This is a genomic window from Patescibacteria group bacterium (genome assembly GCA_041665585.1).
Lineage (GTDB): Bacteria > Patescibacteriota > Gracilibacteria > JAHISY01 > JAHISY01 > JAHISY01.
In genome coordinates this window covers 71,312-88,358 of record JBAYIN010000001.1, presented here as the reverse complement: position 1 = coordinate 88,358, position 17,047 = coordinate 71,312, and the positions used below count along the sequence as shown (strand labels likewise).

Sequence of the window (17,047 nt, the reverse complement as noted above, 5' to 3'; positions counted from 1 at the left end):
TTTAATTTTTAAATTATAAAACTATGAAAAAAATAATTTATGTCTTGGTAATCAGCATAATATTATCAGGATGTAACACCAACATAGCTAAACAAAAAACTTATTCAGGCATCCTAGAAATAACCCCAGCGACCAAAGGAGGAGCTGGTTACGATTCGTGCTTAGGCTCCCCCTTCTACAAACTCAAACTATCCTCCGGCAAAGAGATCAGGCTTGATCCTTATCCTTATATGTCTGAAAACAATACTATATCTGAATCAGAATTTGAAAAATTACTAGGAAAAATTTTAAAAATCACTGGGAATCATATAAAACAACGAGCTATAACTATTGATGAGTCTGAAGGACAGCATGAAGTACTTCCAGAAAACATAAAACCAATTAAGTGTGACCACATTGAAATAACAGGGTTTGAAATTTTGGAACAGGATGAATGATTTTATTTAAATCGCTCACGCAAATTAAGCTCCCATCCGCCCCGAGCGGACTCCAACTGAACTTCAGAAATTCCGAAGCGTTAGGCGACACAAATCATCTCAGCAAGTAATTGAGCATTCTTTTGTTTTGGGTTTTTCGGCGGCTAGTCCGACCTATCAGTGCCGGGGTCAATACCAAGGATTTTCACGCGAGAATTCTCTTAGCGAGCCCTCGCGGATGCCATTTCCTAGTAGGCAGAACTTCGTCAAAATCCACGCCAAATCTTTTCACAATCGCCTCGACGCTTTCCCCGCGACAGCCGAATTGCTCGCTCGCATGCATGACGAAAATTTTTTGCGCGCGGGATTTTGCAAATGCTTGCTTGAATCCTGTGACGGCGAAATTTACGAGCAAGCTGCCAAATAGGCTCCCTGGACCGACGACGATTTTGTCTGCTGCAGCGAAAAGTTTGGGAACTGCTGGATTCAATTTTGCCCGCGGCTCGAGCGCAATTTTTTTAATCTTGTGATTGGCGAGTTCTTTCGAAGCGTGGTCGAATTTTTCTTCACCGATAATCTTGTTGCCATTTTCGAAAGTGCCGACAATTTGGGAATTCGAAAAAGAAACTGGCACAACTTCGATTGCGCCAAATGCGGAGAAAATTTTGGTGGCTTTTTTAAAACCATTTTCGCGAATCAAATCAGCCAAGACGAGATTGCCGAGTGCGTGCTGACCGTCGCGTTTTTCGAAGAACTGACCAAGCGCACCGGCTGTCGCCGAGACATTTTTGCGCAGATCGCCGACGGCAGGAATGTCGAACTCGCGGCGCAGAATTCCGGTCGAGCCGCCGTTGTCGAAAACGGTCACGACCGCCGTGACGGAAATTTCGTGGCGCGCGAATTCTGCCAAGAGTGGCGAGATACCCGAACCGCCGCCGACTAAAACAATTTTTTGCATCAAGAAATTCCTCGCTATTTTAACTTACATTTTTTAGTAAAACTGATGCTACTAAACTGAATCCTTATAATCTTTAAGGCTCTTTATAATCATTAAAAATTCTTCCTACGCCGCGAGCGCGATTTGCTGCGTGTCAATAATGGAATTGATCGCCGCGCGCGTCTTCGGGCCGAAACTCCCAGCGCCCGATTCAGTGCTCGTGGCGAGCACTTCCGATTTGATTTGAAAATCGAGCACCGCGAGCTCAGTCGCCTCGTCAAATTCGCCGGAAATTGCGAGCTCAGAATAACCGAGCTTTTGTAAAACTTTTTGCAGCTCGGTCACGGCCTCACCGCTGTCGCCCAAGCTCAGACTCGCAGCGAAAGTCGGGGTGTAGGCAACCAAAGTCTGACGCGTCCATTCCGGATTCGTCGGCAGCTCTGCCGTCGCGAGCAATTGCGACTGCAAATCAGCAGTCAAAGCAGCGCGCGTTTTCGGACCGAAGACTCCCGCACCCGAACTTGCCGCCGAGGCAACAATCCCCTTGGATGTTTGGAAAGCGAGCACCGCCGCCTCAGTCGCCGCGTCGTATTCACCGGAAATCTCACCAGCAAAAAAACCGAGATCGCGGAGTGCAGTTTGTAATTTCGTCACTGCCTCACCGCTCGCGCCGACATCAATCGTCGAGGTCGGGGCTTTATCGGCAATTAGTTTCGCGACTTCAGCATCGCGCGCGTCGAGCAAACTTGCCAATTTTTCACGCGTTTTCTCGCCGAAAAATCCGGCGCCGAAATCAGTACGATTCGCGAGAATTTGGTTCTCGGATTGAAATTTGAAAATACAGTCCTCCATTTTTTCATCGAAAACTCCATTCACTTCGCACTCGTAGGAACCAGCCTCAGTGAGCGCGATTTGCATCTCGCGCACTAGTGCGCCGCGATCACCGAGCGTGAGTGTCGTCGGGAAACGCACCGCAGTAGCGACTGGCTTGGTCGAAGTCGAAGCTAAAGTTGAGGTTGAAGTTTTAGCGACTGAAACTCCACTCGCCGCATTCGCCGTCGCAATCAGCAGTGAATTTGGCGGTGTCCAGCTGCGCTGAAAAAGCTCTGAATTCAAACTCGCCCGCGTGTTTGAATCGAGAATTCCGGCTCCCGCAGAATCAGCCGACGCGACAAGCTTGCGAGCCAGCTGATAACCGAGCACAGCTTGCGCCGTCCCCTCGTCGTAAGTTCCGTCGACCTCATCCTGGAAATAACCGTAAGTTTTGAGCTCATTTTGCAGACGCGTCACCGTATCACCCGAGCTGCCGATTTGTAAATCCGCGACGAAAACCGGAGACATCGACGGGAGCGTGAAACTTTCGGCAAGCGTCGCAGTCGCCGGATAAACTTTCGCGTGGACTGTCCGCACGCCCCACTGCAAAGCGCGCGCGAGACCTTCTTCGCCACGACCCATCCAGACATCAAGTCGGTCGTGCGTCGCAATCGTGCGTTCGCCAGCGAGAACTATTGCCCCACCGCGGTCATGAATCGCCCCGACACCAAGTCCCGGGATTTCAATTTTCATGCCGAAAGGATAGGTTTTGGGCGCCGCGAGCATGCCTGGATAAACCTGTGTGCCGTCCGCACCGTTTGTGCCATTACCGTTCAGGCGCACATCCGCCGCATAAGTCCCACGGAAGTAAACGCGCTGATTCGGCAACGGTGAGTAATAAGCCGAAATCACGAAAGTCGCGTCGTAGGGCTCGAAATCGGCAGCGGCAAAAACTGTCGGCGCAAACGATGCGAGCAAAGAAAAAGTCAGCAACCCCGCAACAATTTTTTGTTTTAGTTTTGGCATTTTTTTATTTTTTTAAATCCAATCATTCTACTGCAAAAACAGCCTTTTTTCAATCAGCTTAACTTGCTGAAAAGGAATTTCGTGGTCTAATTTAGCGGCGTCGCATCAAGCGCGGAATACTTCGCAAGTCGTTCGCGGAAAATATCTTTGACCTCAGCGAGTCGCACCGCGGAATCCGCCTCGAAGCGCGAGGTCAAAACTGGCGAGGTGTTTGACGCGCGCACGAGTCCCCACGCACCATCGGCGAAGCTCACGCGTACTCCATCCAGCGTGTCGGCATTTTCAAATTCGGCGGAGAAGTCCGCGACAATTTTTTGCATCGTCACAAATTTTTCGGAATCGGCAATCGGCAATTTGATCTCCGGAGTCGTGTGCGTCTGCGGAACATCGGCGAGCAAGGCGGAAATTGTGTGCCCCGAATTGGCGACAATACTTGTGACTTTGGCCGCGGCGAGCAAGCCGTCGTCCACGCCGAAATAATTTTCGGCGAAAAAAATGTGGCCGGAAACTTCGCCCGCGAGCAGCGCGCCATCATCGCGCATTTTGCGCTTGATGAAAGAATGCCCGGTTTTCCAGCGCAGCGCGACACCGCCCAGTTTTTTAATTTCGTCTTCAAGCACATAGGTGCATTTCACATCAAAAATAATTTCTGCCCCTGAGTTGCGCGCGAGCAAGTCCCGCGCGAGCAAGATTAAAATTCGATCCGCCGGAATAATCGTGCCGCGTTCGTCGACGACGCCAAGTCGGTCGCCGTCGCCGTCGAAAGCCAGTCCAAGATCGGCGGAAGTTTCGACGACTTTTTTCTGCAAGTCTTTCAGGCTTTCTGTGTCCTCAGGATTCGGCATGTGGTGCGGAAAATTTCCGTCCGGCTCACAAAACAGCTCGACGACTTCGCAACCAAGCGCGCGGAAAAATTCAGGCGCGAAATAACCCGCCGTGCCATTGCCGCAATCGAGCACGACTTTTAATTTGCGTGAGAGCGGCGCAAGCGATTTTAATTTGGCAAAATAAGCTTGTTGGTAATCTGCTTTTTCGACTTTGCCATCAGCGCGAATAGCGAAGTCTTCGGTCGAACAAACGCGCGCGCCAATATTTTGAATTTCATCGGAAGTCAGCGGAATCGCCTCGCGCGCGATTAATTTGAAGCCGTTGTATTCTTTCGGATTATGGCTCGCCGTCAGGACGATGCCGCCATCGAGCTTTTGATCGCAGACGACGAAGTAAAGGTACGGCGAAGTCGCGTGCCCGATGTCGAGCACTTCCGCACCCGCCTCGACGAGCCCAGCGACGAGCGCAGAATTTAATTCATCACCCGTCAGCCGATTGTCGCGCCCGACTGCCAATTTGGGATTGGGAATTTTTAATTCGCGCACAAAAGCGTGACCGATTCGACGCGCGAATTCTGGTGTGATTTCCGGTAAATCACCGAGCGCGATACCGCGAACATCGTAGGCGCGAAAAACATGGAGCGGAAAATCCATTTCAAAGTGAGTTAAATTCCGCCCGCAAAAATTCTTTCCAATTTTGGTCGCGCAGAGCGCGCGCGTAAATGAAAATATCTTTGTCACCGCGGCCGGACAGATTGACGACGATCGATTTATTTTTGAGTTTCGGCGCGATTTTGAAAGCGTGCGCCAACGCATGCGAACTCTCGAGCGCCGGAATGATGCCTTCGTTTTGCATGAGAAATTGCGCGGCGGCGAGCACCTCCGCATCATGCGCTGCGACATATTCCGCCCGACCGGTTTGCGCGAGGAAGGAATGCTCCGGTCCGACACCCGGATGATCGAGCCCGGCGGAAATCGAATGCGTCGGTGCGAGATTACCGTAAGCGTCTTGCAAAAATTCTCCCCGGAAGCCCTCGAAAACTCCGATGGGCGCGTGCGGTTGCGTCGCGAGACGAACAGCGTTTTCGCCGAGTTTTTGGGAACGCCCGCCCGCCTCGACACCAATTAATTTAACTTTCGTGTCTTTCAAAAATGGATGAAAAAGCCCGATTGCGTTTGAGCCGCCACCGACGCAGGCAACTAAATAATCCGGCAGCTTTTTGAATTTGCGGAGAAATTCTCCGCGCACTTCCGCGCCGACGATTGATTGAAAATCGCGGACAATCTCAGGAAATGGTGCCGGACCAAGCGCGCTCCCGAGCAAATAATGCGTCGTCTCCACGCTGCCCGTCCAATCACGATAAGCCTCGGCGACCGCGTCTTTCAGCCGGCGCGTTCCTGACTCGACCGGAATAACTTTTGCACCCAATTTTTCCATCCAAAAAACATTCGGGCGTTGCCGCGCGACATCGACCGCGCCCATGTAAATCGTGCACTCGAAACCGAATTTCGCCGCAATCGTCGCCGTCGCGACACCATGCTGTCCGGCGCCTGTCTCCGCAATCAATCTTTTTTTGCCCAGTCTTTTCGCGAGCAAAGCCTGACCCAAGACATTGTTAAATTTGTGCGCGCCGGTTTGATTCAAATCTTCGCGCTTGAGAAAAATTTTTGCGCCGCCGAGTTTTTGAGAAATGTTGGCACAGAAAGTCAGTGGCGTCGGGCGGCAGGAATAAGTCGTCGCGAGCTCATGAAATTCCACCCAGAACTTTTTGTCTTTTTGAGCGTCTTGCCAAACTTGCGTGAGCTCGGTCAAAGCCGGGCGCAAAACTTCCGGCACAAATGCGCCACCAAACTCGCCGAAATAAGCTTTTTTATTCACGCCGGAATTTTATCACCTTTTGTTTTTCCTAAAATTCCTTCCTTGTCTCTCTTGAGCCTCAAGAACGAGTTTGCACATTTCTGGGATACTAATAACTTCAGTTTTGATTCCAAAAATTTTGAGGGCATTGGCACGCCAACTGTCGCCCAAAAAAGAATCTCTTACTCCTTCATCTAAGAAAACAATTATCTTTTGAAACTTTTTTCCAAGAGAGTTTTCGACAAAAAGCATTTTTAGAACATCTGCCAAAACTTTTTTAATCTGAGAAGGCGCGAGCTTTCCAACACGAGAATAAACTTCGACTAAAATTGGCGGCTCCAAAGAGTGTCCATCCAGCTCAACTCGACAATCTTTTAGATAAAGAGGAGTGCTATCAAGTTTGATATCCTTTCTTTCGCAAAACTTTATAAGAATTTCCTTCTCGGCAATCATTTGAGCTTTCGAACTAGAAAGATGGGCTTCATGCATTTACTATAAAAATAATTCAGTCGAGAGATAGCGCTCGCCGCCGTCGGGAAAAATGGTCGCAATTTTTTGTCCGGGATATTTTTGAGACAAAATTCGCGCGGCCGCGAAATTCGCACCGGAGGAAATCCCGACAAACAAACCTTTTTTCGCAAGCTCACGCGCGACGGTGAAAGCCAGCTCAGAGGCGATCGGAAGAATCTCATCCACAACACTCTGATCGAAATTTTTGGGAATGAACCCCGCACCGATACCCTGAATTTTATGCGAACCATTTTGTTCGCCAGACAAAACCGCCGACTCACTCGGCTCGACCGCGACGATTTTAATTTTGGAATTTTGTGATTTGAGAAAGCGACCGACGCCCGAAATCGTCCCACCCGTCCCGACTCCCGCGACAAAAATTTGAATCTCAGGCAACTCACGAAAAATTTCCGGACCAGTCGTCGCGAAATGACTCGCCGGATTAGCCGGATTTTCGAATTGATTCGGCAGCCAGCCATTTTCACTTTTGGCGATTTTCTCTGCCTCTGCAATCGCCGCGACCATCCCGCCTGCCGCCGGAGTGAGAATCAATTCCGCGCCGAGCGCGATTAAAATTTTGCGCCGCTCGAGCGACATACTTTCCGGCATGACTAATTTCACGCGATAATTTTTCGCTGCGCCGAGCGCCGCGAGCGCGATGCCGGTATTGCCACTCGTCGGCTCGACGATTAGTCCGCCCGCTTTCAGCTCGCCCGATTTTTCCGCCGCCGCAATCATCGCCGCCGCCGGACGATCTTTCACCGAGCCCACCGGATTGCGAAATTCGAGCTTCGCAAAAATATTTTTCTCAACTTCGAAAAGCGGCGTGTCGCCAACGAGATTAGTCAAATCTTGCACCTCAGGATTTTACAGCTTCGCGACGAATTCATCGAAAAGATATTCTGCATCGGTCGGTCCCGGCGTCGCCTCAGGGTGAAATTGGACGGAGAAAAAAGGTTTGGTCTTGTGTCGCAAACCTTCGACCGAGCCGTCGTTGATGTTTTCGAAAGCGACTTCGAAACCGTCTTTCATCTGACGCGAAACGGTGAAGCCGTGATTTTGTGAAGTGACGAAACATTTGCCAGTCGCGATTTCGCGCACGGGCTGATTCTGCGAGCGATGACCGTAGGGCAATTTTTCCGTCGTCATACCGGCTGCCAGTGCGAGCAGCTGATTACCGAGACAGATTCCGAAAATCGGTTTGTTATTTTTCAGTTCTCGGCGAATCGACTCGATCGCTTCACGAGCGAAGACCGGATCGCCCGGACCATTCGAGACGAAGAGTCCGTCGAATTCGTACTGGGACAAATCAGCGTCGTGCGGCAAATGCCAGATGGACACACCGCGGTCGAGAAAGTTGCGGAGAATATTGAGCTTCATCCCGCAGTCGAGAATCGCGACGGTCTTTTTGCCGTTCTGGAAAAACTGCGGCTTGGTCGGCGAGACACGCGCGACTAAATGCTCTTTGTTCGGATCGTAAAATTTCTTGTCCATTTTTTTCGCATTCGCCAGCTCGCCCAAGATGGTGCCATGATCGCGCAATTTTTGGGTCAGCGCGCGTGTGTCCACACCAGTGATGGCAGGAATTCCCTCTCTTTTTAACCATTCAGCCAAGCTTTCTTTCGCGGCGTGGTGTGAATATTTTTCAGAATATTCGGAAACAATCAGCCCGGCGATTTGAATTTTCTCACTTTCGAAATTTTCCAAAACTTTCGCCCCATGCTTCGTGTCCCATATTGTATGACTTGGCACGCCGTAATTACCGACGAGCGGATAAGTCAAAACTAGAATCTGCCCGGCGAAACTCGGATCTGTGAAGCTCTCGGAATAGCCGACCATCCCCGTCGCGAAAACGACTTCACCCGCCGCAGTCGTGTCTGCGCCAAAACTTTCGCCCGAAATCGTCGAGCCGTCTGCGAGAGTGAGAATTTTTTCCATCTGGGGAATTTTAACAAAAAAATCAAAACATGAAGAAAAGCCGCCGAAACATGAATTCAAACTGGAAGTTGTCACTCTTTTGTAATTGCTGCCTCTCTTTTGTCACCCCTGCCACAAAGTGGCCCCTTTCCCAAAGGGAAGCCTTTGGCTCGGGGCGCAGGCAGGGGACCAAAATAAAAAAGCGCGAGACTGTTTGGATCCCCGCTTTCGCGGGGAAGACAAATAGCAGTACAAAAAAACAGTAAATTTTTGCTAAAATCTCTCAGTTCAAATTATGGCAAAAGATTTTTACAAAATTCTCGGCGTGGAAAAAAACGCAAGCGAGGCAGAAATCAAGAAAGCTTTTCGCAGCGCCGCACGCAAATACCATCCGGACCAAGCCACCGGCGACAAGAAAGAGGCGGAGGCAAAATTCAAAGAAGTCTCGGAAGCTTACGAAACTCTCGGCGACAAACAAAAGCGCGCGAACTACGATCGCTTTGGCAGCAGCGCGAATTTTGGCGGAGGCAATGGCGGAGGCGGAGCGGGCGGATTCAATGCAGGCGGTTTTGATTTTTCCGGTGGCGGATTCAATTTCGAAGGCGGCGGCATCGGCGATATTTTCGAAACATTTTTCGGCGGTGGTGGTGGCGGAGCGAAATCCCGCGGTCCTGCCCGTGGCGCGAATCTAGAATTGCGTTTGAAAATAAAATTCGAGGAAGCAATCTTCGGCACGACGGCAGAATTTCGCGCAGACCGACTCGCGCAGTGCGAACACTGCGGCGGAACTGGCGGCGAACCGGGTGCGAAAATCGCAGAATGCAAAACCTGTCACGGCACGGGCGAAGTGACGACTGTCCGGCAGACGGTCTTCGGCGCGATGCAGCACCGCGCGGTCTGCCCCGATTGCGACGGCGAAGGCAAAACTTTTGAGAAAAAATGCAGCGTCTGTCATGGCACGGGTCGGGCGCGAAAAATGGAAAAATTGAAAGTGAAAATTCCGGCCGGTGTAGAGAATGGTGCTGTCATCCGACTCGCCGGTCAGGGCGAAGCCGGCGCGAAAGGCGGTCAAGCTGGCGACCTCTTCCTGCAAATCACAGTCGAGCCGTCGCGCGAATTTGAGCGGCGCGGCGCAGATATTTTTTCGACGCAAAAAATTAATTTCATCGAAGCGACACTCGGCAATGAAATCGCGGTCAAGACTGTCCACGGCAATGTGAAGCTCAAAATTCCGGCTGGTACGCAATCGCACACGAATTTCAAAATCAAAAATTACGGCGCGCCGAAACTAAATTCCAGCGAGCGCGGCGACCACCTCGTGAAAATTTTGGTCGAGATTCCGAAGAAATTATCGCGCAAAGAAAAAGAACTGTTTGAAAAATTAGCGACTGAAGGCGGCGTGAACATTCGCTAAAGTGAAATCTGGAAAGATTTTTCAATCTGATAATCTCGCTTCAGTAAGCCAGATTAATGTTTCGTAAAAATAGATTTGCTTTTGAATTGCAAAAAGCTTAAACTGGAGACTCTTAATAATTAACAAAAATTTATGAACGACAAATTGGATACCTGGTTGAACAAAAACATCGGTGACGCGGCGCAACCATCACAACCTTCCCCGCCGCCACCTCACACTCACAAAAAATTTCCACCACAAAAAAAGTTTCACAAAAAAACTCCCACTCATTCTCAGGCTCCGCACCCGAAACCGCACACACACATTCAGCCGAAAAATTCACCTACTCCTCAGGCGGAGACTTTCGATGAAAAAGTGCGCGTCATTCCACTCGGCGGACAGGAAGAAGTCGGACGCAACATGTCGGCGATTTTTTACAAAGAAGATATCGTCATCATCGACTGCGGTCTGCAATTCCCGGAGATGGATATGTTCGGCGTGGACTATGTCATTCCCGATGTGAAATTTCTAGAAGATAAAACTAACCGCATTCGCGGAATCTTATTGACGCATGGTCATCTCGACCACATCGGCGCACTGCAACACATTTTGCCGAAATTAAATTTCCCACCGCTGATCGGCACGCCGCTCACGCTCGGGCTCGTGAAAAAAAGATTGGACGAATACGGGCTCACCGCGAAAACGAAATTCATCGAAATCAAAAATCCGGCGATTGAAAAAATCCAACTCGGCAAACATCTCTCGGCGGAATTTTTCCGTGTCAATCACTCCATCCCCGACGGCGTCGGCATCTGTCTCAATACGCCAGTCGGCACAATCGTCCACACTGGCGATTTCAAATTTGATTTCACACCGTCCGACGGACTGAAGTGCGACTTCGGCAAGATTGCGGAAATCGGTCGTCGCGGCGTCTTGCTCGCTTTCGCCGATTCGACGAATGCCGAGAAACCGGGCTATACCATTTCCGAAAAAATCGTGAATGAAAATATCGCGAAGACCATCATGGAAGCGAAAGGTCGCGTGATTCTCGCAACTTTTTCGAGTCTCATCGGACGCATCCAGCACATCGTGAATGCGGCGAATCGCAGTGGTCGCAAAGTCTTCGTGAGCGGTCGCTCGATGATCGCGAATCTCGAAATGGCAGAAGGTCTCGGCTACCTCAAAGCACCGCAGGGACTCATCCGACCTTTGAAAAAAGGTGTGAAAATCAATGAACTCGCACCGAATAAAGTCATGATTCTCTGCACGGGCAGCCAGGGCGAAGAACTCTCCGCGCTCACGCGCATCGCGCTCGGCGAGCACCAGACGATCCAAGTGAAAGAAGGCGACACGGTGATTTTTAGCTCGACACCAATCATCGGCAATGAACGCGCCGTCGTCGCCGTGACGAATAATTTGCTGCGACTCGGTGCGCGCGTGATTACGAATAAAAATCTCGATGTCCACACTTCCGGTCACGCGAGTGCCGAAGATTTGAAATTGATGCACTCGCTCCTCAAACCAAAATTCCTCGTCCCCGTCCATGGCGAGCTGCACATGCGCTACGCCCACCGCGACATCGCGATGAAAGTCGGCATGGACGAAGGCAATATCTTGCTACTCGACAACGGCGACATCCTCGAACTCGCGCCGAATAATATCGTGCGCAAATCGAAGTCGAAAGTCCGCGTCAATAATATCTTGATCGACGGACTCGGTGTCGGTGACATCGGTGCATCCGTCCTGCGTGAACGCCAGATTATGAGCGAAAATGGCATCGTCGCCATCGTCTTCAAGGCCTACGCGCAATCCGGCAAACTCGTCGGCGCGCCCGACATCATCTCGCGCGGATTCGTCTATATGAAAGAATCAAGCGCCATCGTCGAGGAGACTAAGAAAGTCGCGATGAAAGCGTATGAAGAAGTCGCGGGCAAAGATTACAAAGAAGTCCGCAAAGAAGTCTCCCGCGCCGTCGCGAAATTCATCCGCCAAAGAATTGATCGCGAACCGCTGATTCTGCCTTACACGATTCAGATTTGAGAAATTAGAGTTGATTGAATTCTTTTTTATGAATAAGATTAATCCTCATCAATGAATTATGTTTGAAGATGAACCAGCGGATCAGGTACTTGAAAAAGCACTATTAACGCTGCATCAAATCGAATATGGAATTTGTTTCGACAGCCCAGAAGCTGCCGCTCAAGCTTTAAAAATTCAAGGAGAAGAAGCTAAAGATGTTTTAAGAAAGTCTGGTAGGCTAAATGTATTTATGGCATGTATTAGTCGCGCCGATATATTGGAAGTTTTAGATCCTGAACTTTGGTTGCCTGAAGACGAACAAATTAAAATTGAAGCGTTGATTATTAAATTTTTAAATTCAGAACAAATTGAGAAAATTGGTATCGAGAGTTTTGTAAACCAAAATCATGATTTATTTCCGTTCATGGATCGAGATTTGTTTACAAAAGTCGTGGAGCGATTAATTTCTAGGCTCAGCTAGAGATGTAGGGAACGAAAATTTTCGTTCCATAGGCGTGATAAAAAATATACAGCCCAAATTTATTTTTCCGAGCGACAAAGTTCGACCACCAAATAATCCGGCGGTCGGTTTTGTCGAAAAGGCAGCGCCGCGCCGACGCCATTGCTGATAATCAGGTCAATAGAATCACGCAATTTGTACCGCCCAAAAATTAAGTCTGATTTATATTTCGCCTGATAAAGCGCAGCCGTTCTGATCCAAGAATTCGAAAAATGTCCGCCGTGCGTGTGTCCAGCCAAGATTAAACTATTTTCAAACTCGCTAGAATTTTTTTCGACCCAGTCGGGATTATGAGTCAGAATTAATTTGAATTGGTCGCGATGCTCCGCGATAAAACTTTCCAATTTCTCAACTTCCATCCCACCCAGTCGCCAATCTTTCGTACCATAAATCGGCAACTCAGCCGCGCCAACTTTCAAAATTCGCGACTCGTCATCCAATACATCAAAACCGACTCTTTCTAAAGAGTCTCTGATTTTACCGACAATTTTCTGACCGAATTCATGATCGTGATTACCAAGGAGCGCGAACTTCGTTTGCGAGAACGAACTGAAATTCGCGAGTAATTTTTCCACCTCGGGCAAGTCGCGCGGTGCTTCGAAATGTGGGTAAGCAACATAATCACCTCCGAGCACCAAAATATCTTTCTCAGAAATATCCGCGCGCACTTCCTCAATCATTTTTTGAAAATCTTCGGCGTGCCGCAAATCCAACCCGAAACTCTTGCCACGACAAAGATGAAAATCTGAAACAAAAACTATATTCCTGCCAGCAAGCTCGGGCAGAATTTTGGGATTTTCGAATTTTTGTCGATTCGCGACTGGCTCGCGCCGCGCTTCCTTCGCCCAATCACTCAGCCGACCCAAACCTGACCCTGCCGATATTGCTACCGCACCAGCAGTCACGGATGTTATAAACTCGCGGCGAGAAATTTTGGGGTCGTGATTTTTACTTTCAGCTTCGATGATAAATTTTATAAGCTGAAATTATAGCTTAAAAATCACATTCCTAAAACCTCGCGAATTTTTCTAGTCTTCAAAAATTGGTCTACCATTTTCAGCTCGCGCAATCCACTCCTCGGCATCAAAACTAAAATTTTCTAAAGTTTCTCTCAGCCAAGCTGGGCTGTAATTATTTTTTCCTGCTCTCGCCTCAAGATAGAGCTTCACAACCAACTCAATTTGCTTTTGAAATGTTTTTAGATCTGCCCCGTAGCAATAATCAATTTCTGTGAGAATTCTTAACATCCTGTCTGGACCAATATCTTCTGAGTACTTTTGCAAAAAATTAATAGCCGCCTGCTTTTGACTAATTTTAAGCAAACTTTGGATTAGTTTTCTGGTTGTCTCTACCGAAACTTCATGAGTTTCGCCTTGAGCTAAATCATCTGCTTGGTTGTCAAAAACTTTTTTAAAACTTTCTCTTTCGTCGCGCACTAATTTTTCTAATCCCGTCAAAATTGACACATCATGATTCTTCGCAAGTGCTAGTCGCCTTTTCGATTCTTTAGTCATAACAAAAATTAAGAGTTAATTTTACCAGTGCCGCGAAATAAATTACATTCCCAAAACCTCCCGAATCACATCCATCGAGAAACCGCGCCGCGCGAGAAAGGCGGCGAGTTTTTGTTTGGCGGAATAATCTTCCGGGATATTTTCACCGCGCAATTTCTTGGCAAGTGTCTCACGCGCATTTTCGATTTCAGAAATTTCCGATGGTAAGAAAAGCTCAATCAACTCGTCCGCGATTCCGCGCTTTTTCAGCTCCAGCGAAATGCGGTGTGCGCCCCAGTGCGCGTGCGAGCGCACGAAACCTTCGGCGAAACTTTCGTCCGACTGCAAACGCAGCTTCGTGAGCTTGGCAAAAACTTTGGCGAAAATCGCTGCGTCTGGAGTGTATTTCGTAGAGAACTTTTCGAGCAGTTCAGCGCGCGAATAATTGCGGCGCGCGAGCAGCCAGCAAGCGTAACTGAAAACCTGCCGCTCGTCCGCAAGTTTCGGTCGACGACCCCGAGGGTTAGCGAATTTTTTCAAATTAATTTTTGAATCAAATTAAAATTTTCGATTTTCCAACCCTCGGGGTCGGTGGATTATTTTAATTTCTTCAGCGCCTCTGCCGCAGCAGCTTGCTCGGCTTCCTGCTTGCTCGGACCTCGACCGCGCCCGAATAAATCTTTGCCAACATACGCACCCATTTCGAAAATCTTGGAGTGATCCGGACCACTTTCGCCGAGGACTCTGTACTCCGGCGTGATGGCTAATTTTTCTTGGGCGACTTCCTGGAATTCCGACTTCGCATCGACCTGTGCATTTGACGCGATGATGCCCGGCAATTTCGGGAGAAGAAATTTGTGGACAATCGCTTTCGCCTTTTCGAAACCGCCGTCGAGATAAGTCGCACCGAGCACAGCTTCAAAAACATTCGCGAGTAAGTAAGGCTTTTCCGCTCCGCCACTTTTCGCCTCACCGCGCGACAATTTCAAATGCTGTCCGAAATTAAGTTCGCGCGAAATCTCCGCGAGTGTCTCGCCGCGCACCAGCGCGGAACGCAGTGCCGTCAGCTCGCCTTCCGGTTTGCCCGGAAATTTGGCGAACAGATATTCGGTCGTGATTAATTCCAGCACGGCATCGCCGAGAAATTCGAGGCGCTCATTCGACTCGGGACAAGCGCGGTTTTCATTGACGAAGCTGCGATGGACGAAAGCGAGCTCGAGTAGTCTCGGATTCTGAAATTCGTGTGCGAGTTTTTTTTGTAAATCTTTCATCGTTAGGATTTAGGTTCTAGGTTTTAGGTTTTAGTGGTTAGGGATTAGGGGTTAGTGGTTAGGGGTTAGGGGTTGCTGCCACGGCAGCATAATAATGCTCAAACGATTTTTTCTAATTCACTATTCACTATACCCTATCACCTATACCCTGCACCCTAAACCCTATCTACACCCTACTTTCTAATTCTTTTTTGGCCGACGACAAAACGCCGTTCACGAATTTGCGATCAGAGTCATCGCCGTAATTTTTGGCGATCTCGACAAATTCATTCAGGGTCGCTTTCGGCGGAATTTTGAATTGCGTGAGAAATTTTAATTCGGCGAGTCCGACCAGCAGGACGGCGGCATCGAGTTTCGCAATTTTGGAAAAAGGCCACTCCGGTGCGAGTCGCTCAATCCAGGATTTCAAAAAATCGAGGTTATTGAACGCCGCTTCGAGTAGTCCGTGCGCAAAATCTTTTTCAAAATCACAAGAGAACTCGGCCATATTCTTTTCGAAAATCGCGAGCCACCCTTCGCTGACTCCGCGAAATTCGCACTCGAAAACGGTCTGGGCGACCGCCTCGCGCACCGTTCGCCGATTGGATGCCGACATTTAAAATTAGGCTTTAACTTTCGAAATCTTTTTCGCGTCTTTCTTAGCGAGGTCGATGACGACGCGCCCGCGGTAATAGCCGCAAGTCGGGCAAGCCGTGTGCGGCTGGCGCGGCGATTTGCATTTCGGGCAAGCGACCGTCGTTGAAATTTTCGTGAGTCGTTTCAATTCTTTGGTCTTCCAGGTCGAGTAGCGTCGTCCGCCGCGTGTGGCGGTAGCGCGATGTTTCGGTACAGGATGTTTGGCCATTTTAAAAAATTTTTAGGTTACAGGAGTTTAGTCGTTTTCATTTTTTTGTAAAGTTCAATTTTGGTCAAAACTCCCGCACCCAGCGTGAGCGTGAAAATCAGGATTTGGAAAAGCCCACCGAAGCCCGGGATGAATCCGATGGCAAGAATAATCACCCAGCCGAGTGCCAGCGCGAGTAATTTTTGGAAATACTGCGTGTCCTTTTCTTGACGGAGAAAAAGTGAGCCAATCGCGAAACCTGTGAGCGCCCCAGTGGCGAGCAAACCAGCAATCCACAGAAACAGCAAAATCCCAGCCAACCAAACTCCGACGACAGTTATCGCCAGCAACAAGACAACAATAACCAAAGCCAGCGCACCAACTCCCGCAAGCAGACTCCACCAAAACTTCTCGCGCAATTTATTCGCGAAAACCTGGGTCGAGCGACCGCAAATCGCGAGCAAAACCGCACCCGTCAGAAAACCGAACAGCAGTGTGAAAAGACTCTCGGTCGCACTAGTCGTGAAACTTTTTTGCGTGAGCGCGGCAAATTCCCCGTAAGTCTTGTGCTCGACTGAGTCCGCGATGCCAGCCGGAATGACGAGTTCTTCTTTGGAATAATAAGTGAGCTTGCCAGTAATTTTCGCGCCAGCAAGAAAATTAATCTGCTTGCCAACGCGAATCGTCGCATCGCCACCAACTTTTCCGCCGAAATTAATTTGGTCACCCGCCAGCTGCAAATCACCACCAACCGTGCCGCTGAAATTCAGCATCCCACCGGAGAGCGCAGCGTCACCAACCACCGAAGCGTTTTCCGTGAAATTGAGAACACCGCCTGCGACAATCGCATCACCGGAAATTTTGGAGGCGAGCGAAACCACGCTTCCGCCAGCGCGCAAATCATCACCGACATCGGCAAGAATCATGACCGTGCTACCCGCCGCGAAAAGATCATGCGCCACCTTCTTCGTCACATTCACGATTGCACCCGCGAGAAAAGCATCATCCGGCGCATCGGTCAAAAGCGCGATGGCATCTCCCGCGCCATAAAAGTCGTTACCGAACTCGATTGAAACTGATTGGGGTTTGTCTTCGGGGACGGCCGCACAGACGACGCTCGGCGCCAGCACGGCGAAAAGCACGAAGGCGAGAACGGTTTTGAGTGCGGATTGCATTTGGAGAATTTAAATTTGCGAGTGAATTTTAGCAAAAGCTTTGGAAAAA

The 17,047-nt window shown here is 49.3% G+C and carries 18 protein-coding genes; 4 read left to right on the top strand and 14 right to left on the bottom strand.

Translation table 11 applies throughout. The annotated features are described in order from the left end of the window. Positions 1 to 23 precede the first annotated feature (23 nt). Positions 24 to 437, top strand: coding sequence for a membrane lipoprotein lipid attachment site-containing protein (locus WCV72_00500; protein MFA6457854.1), 414 nt, complete (start codon positions 24 to 26; stop codon positions 435 to 437). A 184-nt stretch (positions 438 to 621) separates the two neighbouring features. On the opposite strand, the gene WCV72_00495 is transcribed toward WCV72_00500, so the two are convergent. The 7 genes from WCV72_00495 to carA form a co-directional block, all read right to left on the bottom strand. Beyond that, positions 622 to 1,374: a 2-phospho-L-lactate transferase CofD family protein gene (locus WCV72_00495; GenBank protein MFA6457853.1), complete on the bottom strand. Its 753-nt coding sequence runs from the start codon at positions 1,372 to 1,374 to the stop codon at positions 622 to 624. A gap of 105 nt (positions 1,375 to 1,479) precedes the next feature. Next, positions 1,480 to 3,192 carry a peptidoglycan-binding protein gene (locus WCV72_00490; protein MFA6457852.1) on the bottom strand — a complete coding sequence of 571 codons (1,713 nt, stop codon included), beginning with the start codon at positions 3,190 to 3,192 and terminating at the stop codon, positions 1,480 to 1,482. Between the two features lie 86 nt (positions 3,193 to 3,278). Then, positions 3,279 to 4,673 carry a phosphomannomutase/phosphoglucomutase gene (locus WCV72_00485; protein ID MFA6457851.1) on the bottom strand — a complete coding sequence of 465 codons (1,395 nt, stop codon included), beginning with the start codon at positions 4,671 to 4,673 and terminating at the stop codon, positions 3,279 to 3,281. A gap of 1 nt (position 4,674) precedes the next feature. Continuing rightward, entirely contained in the window at positions 4,675 to 5,898 is a 1,224-nt protein-coding gene (gene trpB / locus WCV72_00480) for a tryptophan synthase subunit beta (protein MFA6457850.1), read from the bottom strand. Positions 5,899 to 5,910: 12 nt separating this feature from the next. Further along, entirely contained in the window at positions 5,911 to 6,366 is a 456-nt protein-coding gene (locus WCV72_00475; GenBank protein MFA6457849.1) for a hypothetical protein, read from the bottom strand. A 3-nt stretch (positions 6,367 to 6,369) separates the two neighbouring features. Continuing rightward, positions 6,370 to 7,245 (bottom strand): cysteine synthase A, encoded by an 876-nt coding sequence (cysK, locus tag WCV72_00470; protein MFA6457848.1) that lies wholly within the window; start codon positions 7,243 to 7,245, stop codon positions 6,370 to 6,372. Between the two features lie 9 nt (positions 7,246 to 7,254). Further along, positions 7,255 to 8,325, bottom strand: a complete 1,071-nt coding sequence (carA, locus tag WCV72_00465) for a glutamine-hydrolyzing carbamoyl-phosphate synthase small subunit (GenBank protein ID MFA6457847.1) — start codon at positions 8,323 to 8,325, stop codon at positions 7,255 to 7,257. Positions 8,326 to 8,599: 274 nt separating this feature from the next. Here carA and dnaJ point away from each other — a divergent pair, with 274 nt between their 5' ends. From dnaJ to WCV72_00450, 3 genes are all read left to right on the top strand, one after another. Continuing rightward, positions 8,600 to 9,718 carry a molecular chaperone DnaJ gene (gene dnaJ / locus WCV72_00460; protein ID MFA6457846.1) on the top strand — a complete coding sequence of 373 codons (1,119 nt, stop codon included), beginning with the start codon at positions 8,600 to 8,602 and terminating at the stop codon, positions 9,716 to 9,718. 132 nt (positions 9,719 to 9,850) lie between these two features. Next, a complete protein-coding gene (locus WCV72_00455; GenBank protein MFA6457845.1) occupies positions 9,851 to 11,737 on the top strand; it encodes an RNase J family beta-CASP ribonuclease in 1,887 nt (628 codons plus the stop codon). 58 nt (positions 11,738 to 11,795) lie between these two features. Further along, the gene (locus WCV72_00450; protein ID MFA6457844.1) at positions 11,796 to 12,197 is read left to right on the top strand and encodes a hypothetical protein; all 402 of its coding nucleotides are present in this window, start codon (positions 11,796 to 11,798) and stop codon (positions 12,195 to 12,197) included. Positions 12,198 to 12,256: 59 nt separating this feature from the next. Here the strand turns inward: WCV72_00450 and WCV72_00445 are convergent, their stop codons facing one another. The 7 genes from WCV72_00445 to WCV72_00415 form a co-directional block, all read right to left on the bottom strand. Then, on the bottom strand, positions 12,257 to 13,141 hold the full coding sequence (locus WCV72_00445) for a metallophosphoesterase (GenBank protein MFA6457843.1): 885 nt from the start codon (positions 13,139 to 13,141) through the stop codon (positions 12,257 to 12,259). 123 nt (positions 13,142 to 13,264) lie between these two features. After that, on the bottom strand, positions 13,265 to 13,750 hold the full coding sequence (locus WCV72_00440) for a hypothetical protein (GenBank protein MFA6457842.1): 486 nt from the start codon (positions 13,748 to 13,750) through the stop codon (positions 13,265 to 13,267). 42 nt (positions 13,751 to 13,792) lie between these two features. Further along, the gene (locus tag WCV72_00435) at positions 13,793 to 14,269 is read right to left on the bottom strand and encodes a regulatory protein RecX (protein MFA6457841.1); all 477 of its coding nucleotides are present in this window, start codon (positions 14,267 to 14,269) and stop codon (positions 13,793 to 13,795) included. 56 nt (positions 14,270 to 14,325) lie between these two features. Continuing rightward, entirely contained in the window at positions 14,326 to 15,000 is a 675-nt protein-coding gene (gene rnc, locus WCV72_00430) for a ribonuclease III (protein MFA6457840.1), read from the bottom strand. Between the two features lie 166 nt (positions 15,001 to 15,166). Continuing rightward, positions 15,167 to 15,595 (bottom strand): transcription antitermination factor NusB, encoded by a 429-nt coding sequence (gene nusB / locus WCV72_00425; protein ID MFA6457839.1) that lies wholly within the window; start codon positions 15,593 to 15,595, stop codon positions 15,167 to 15,169. Positions 15,596 to 15,601: 6 nt separating this feature from the next. Then, on the bottom strand, positions 15,602 to 15,844 hold the full coding sequence (gene rpmF / locus WCV72_00420) for a 50S ribosomal protein L32 (GenBank protein MFA6457838.1): 243 nt from the start codon (positions 15,842 to 15,844) through the stop codon (positions 15,602 to 15,604). Between the two features lie 17 nt (positions 15,845 to 15,861). After that, entirely contained in the window at positions 15,862 to 16,998 is a 1,137-nt protein-coding gene (locus tag WCV72_00415) for a hypothetical protein (GenBank protein ID MFA6457837.1), read from the bottom strand. Positions 16,999 to 17,047: the final 49 nt, after the last annotated feature.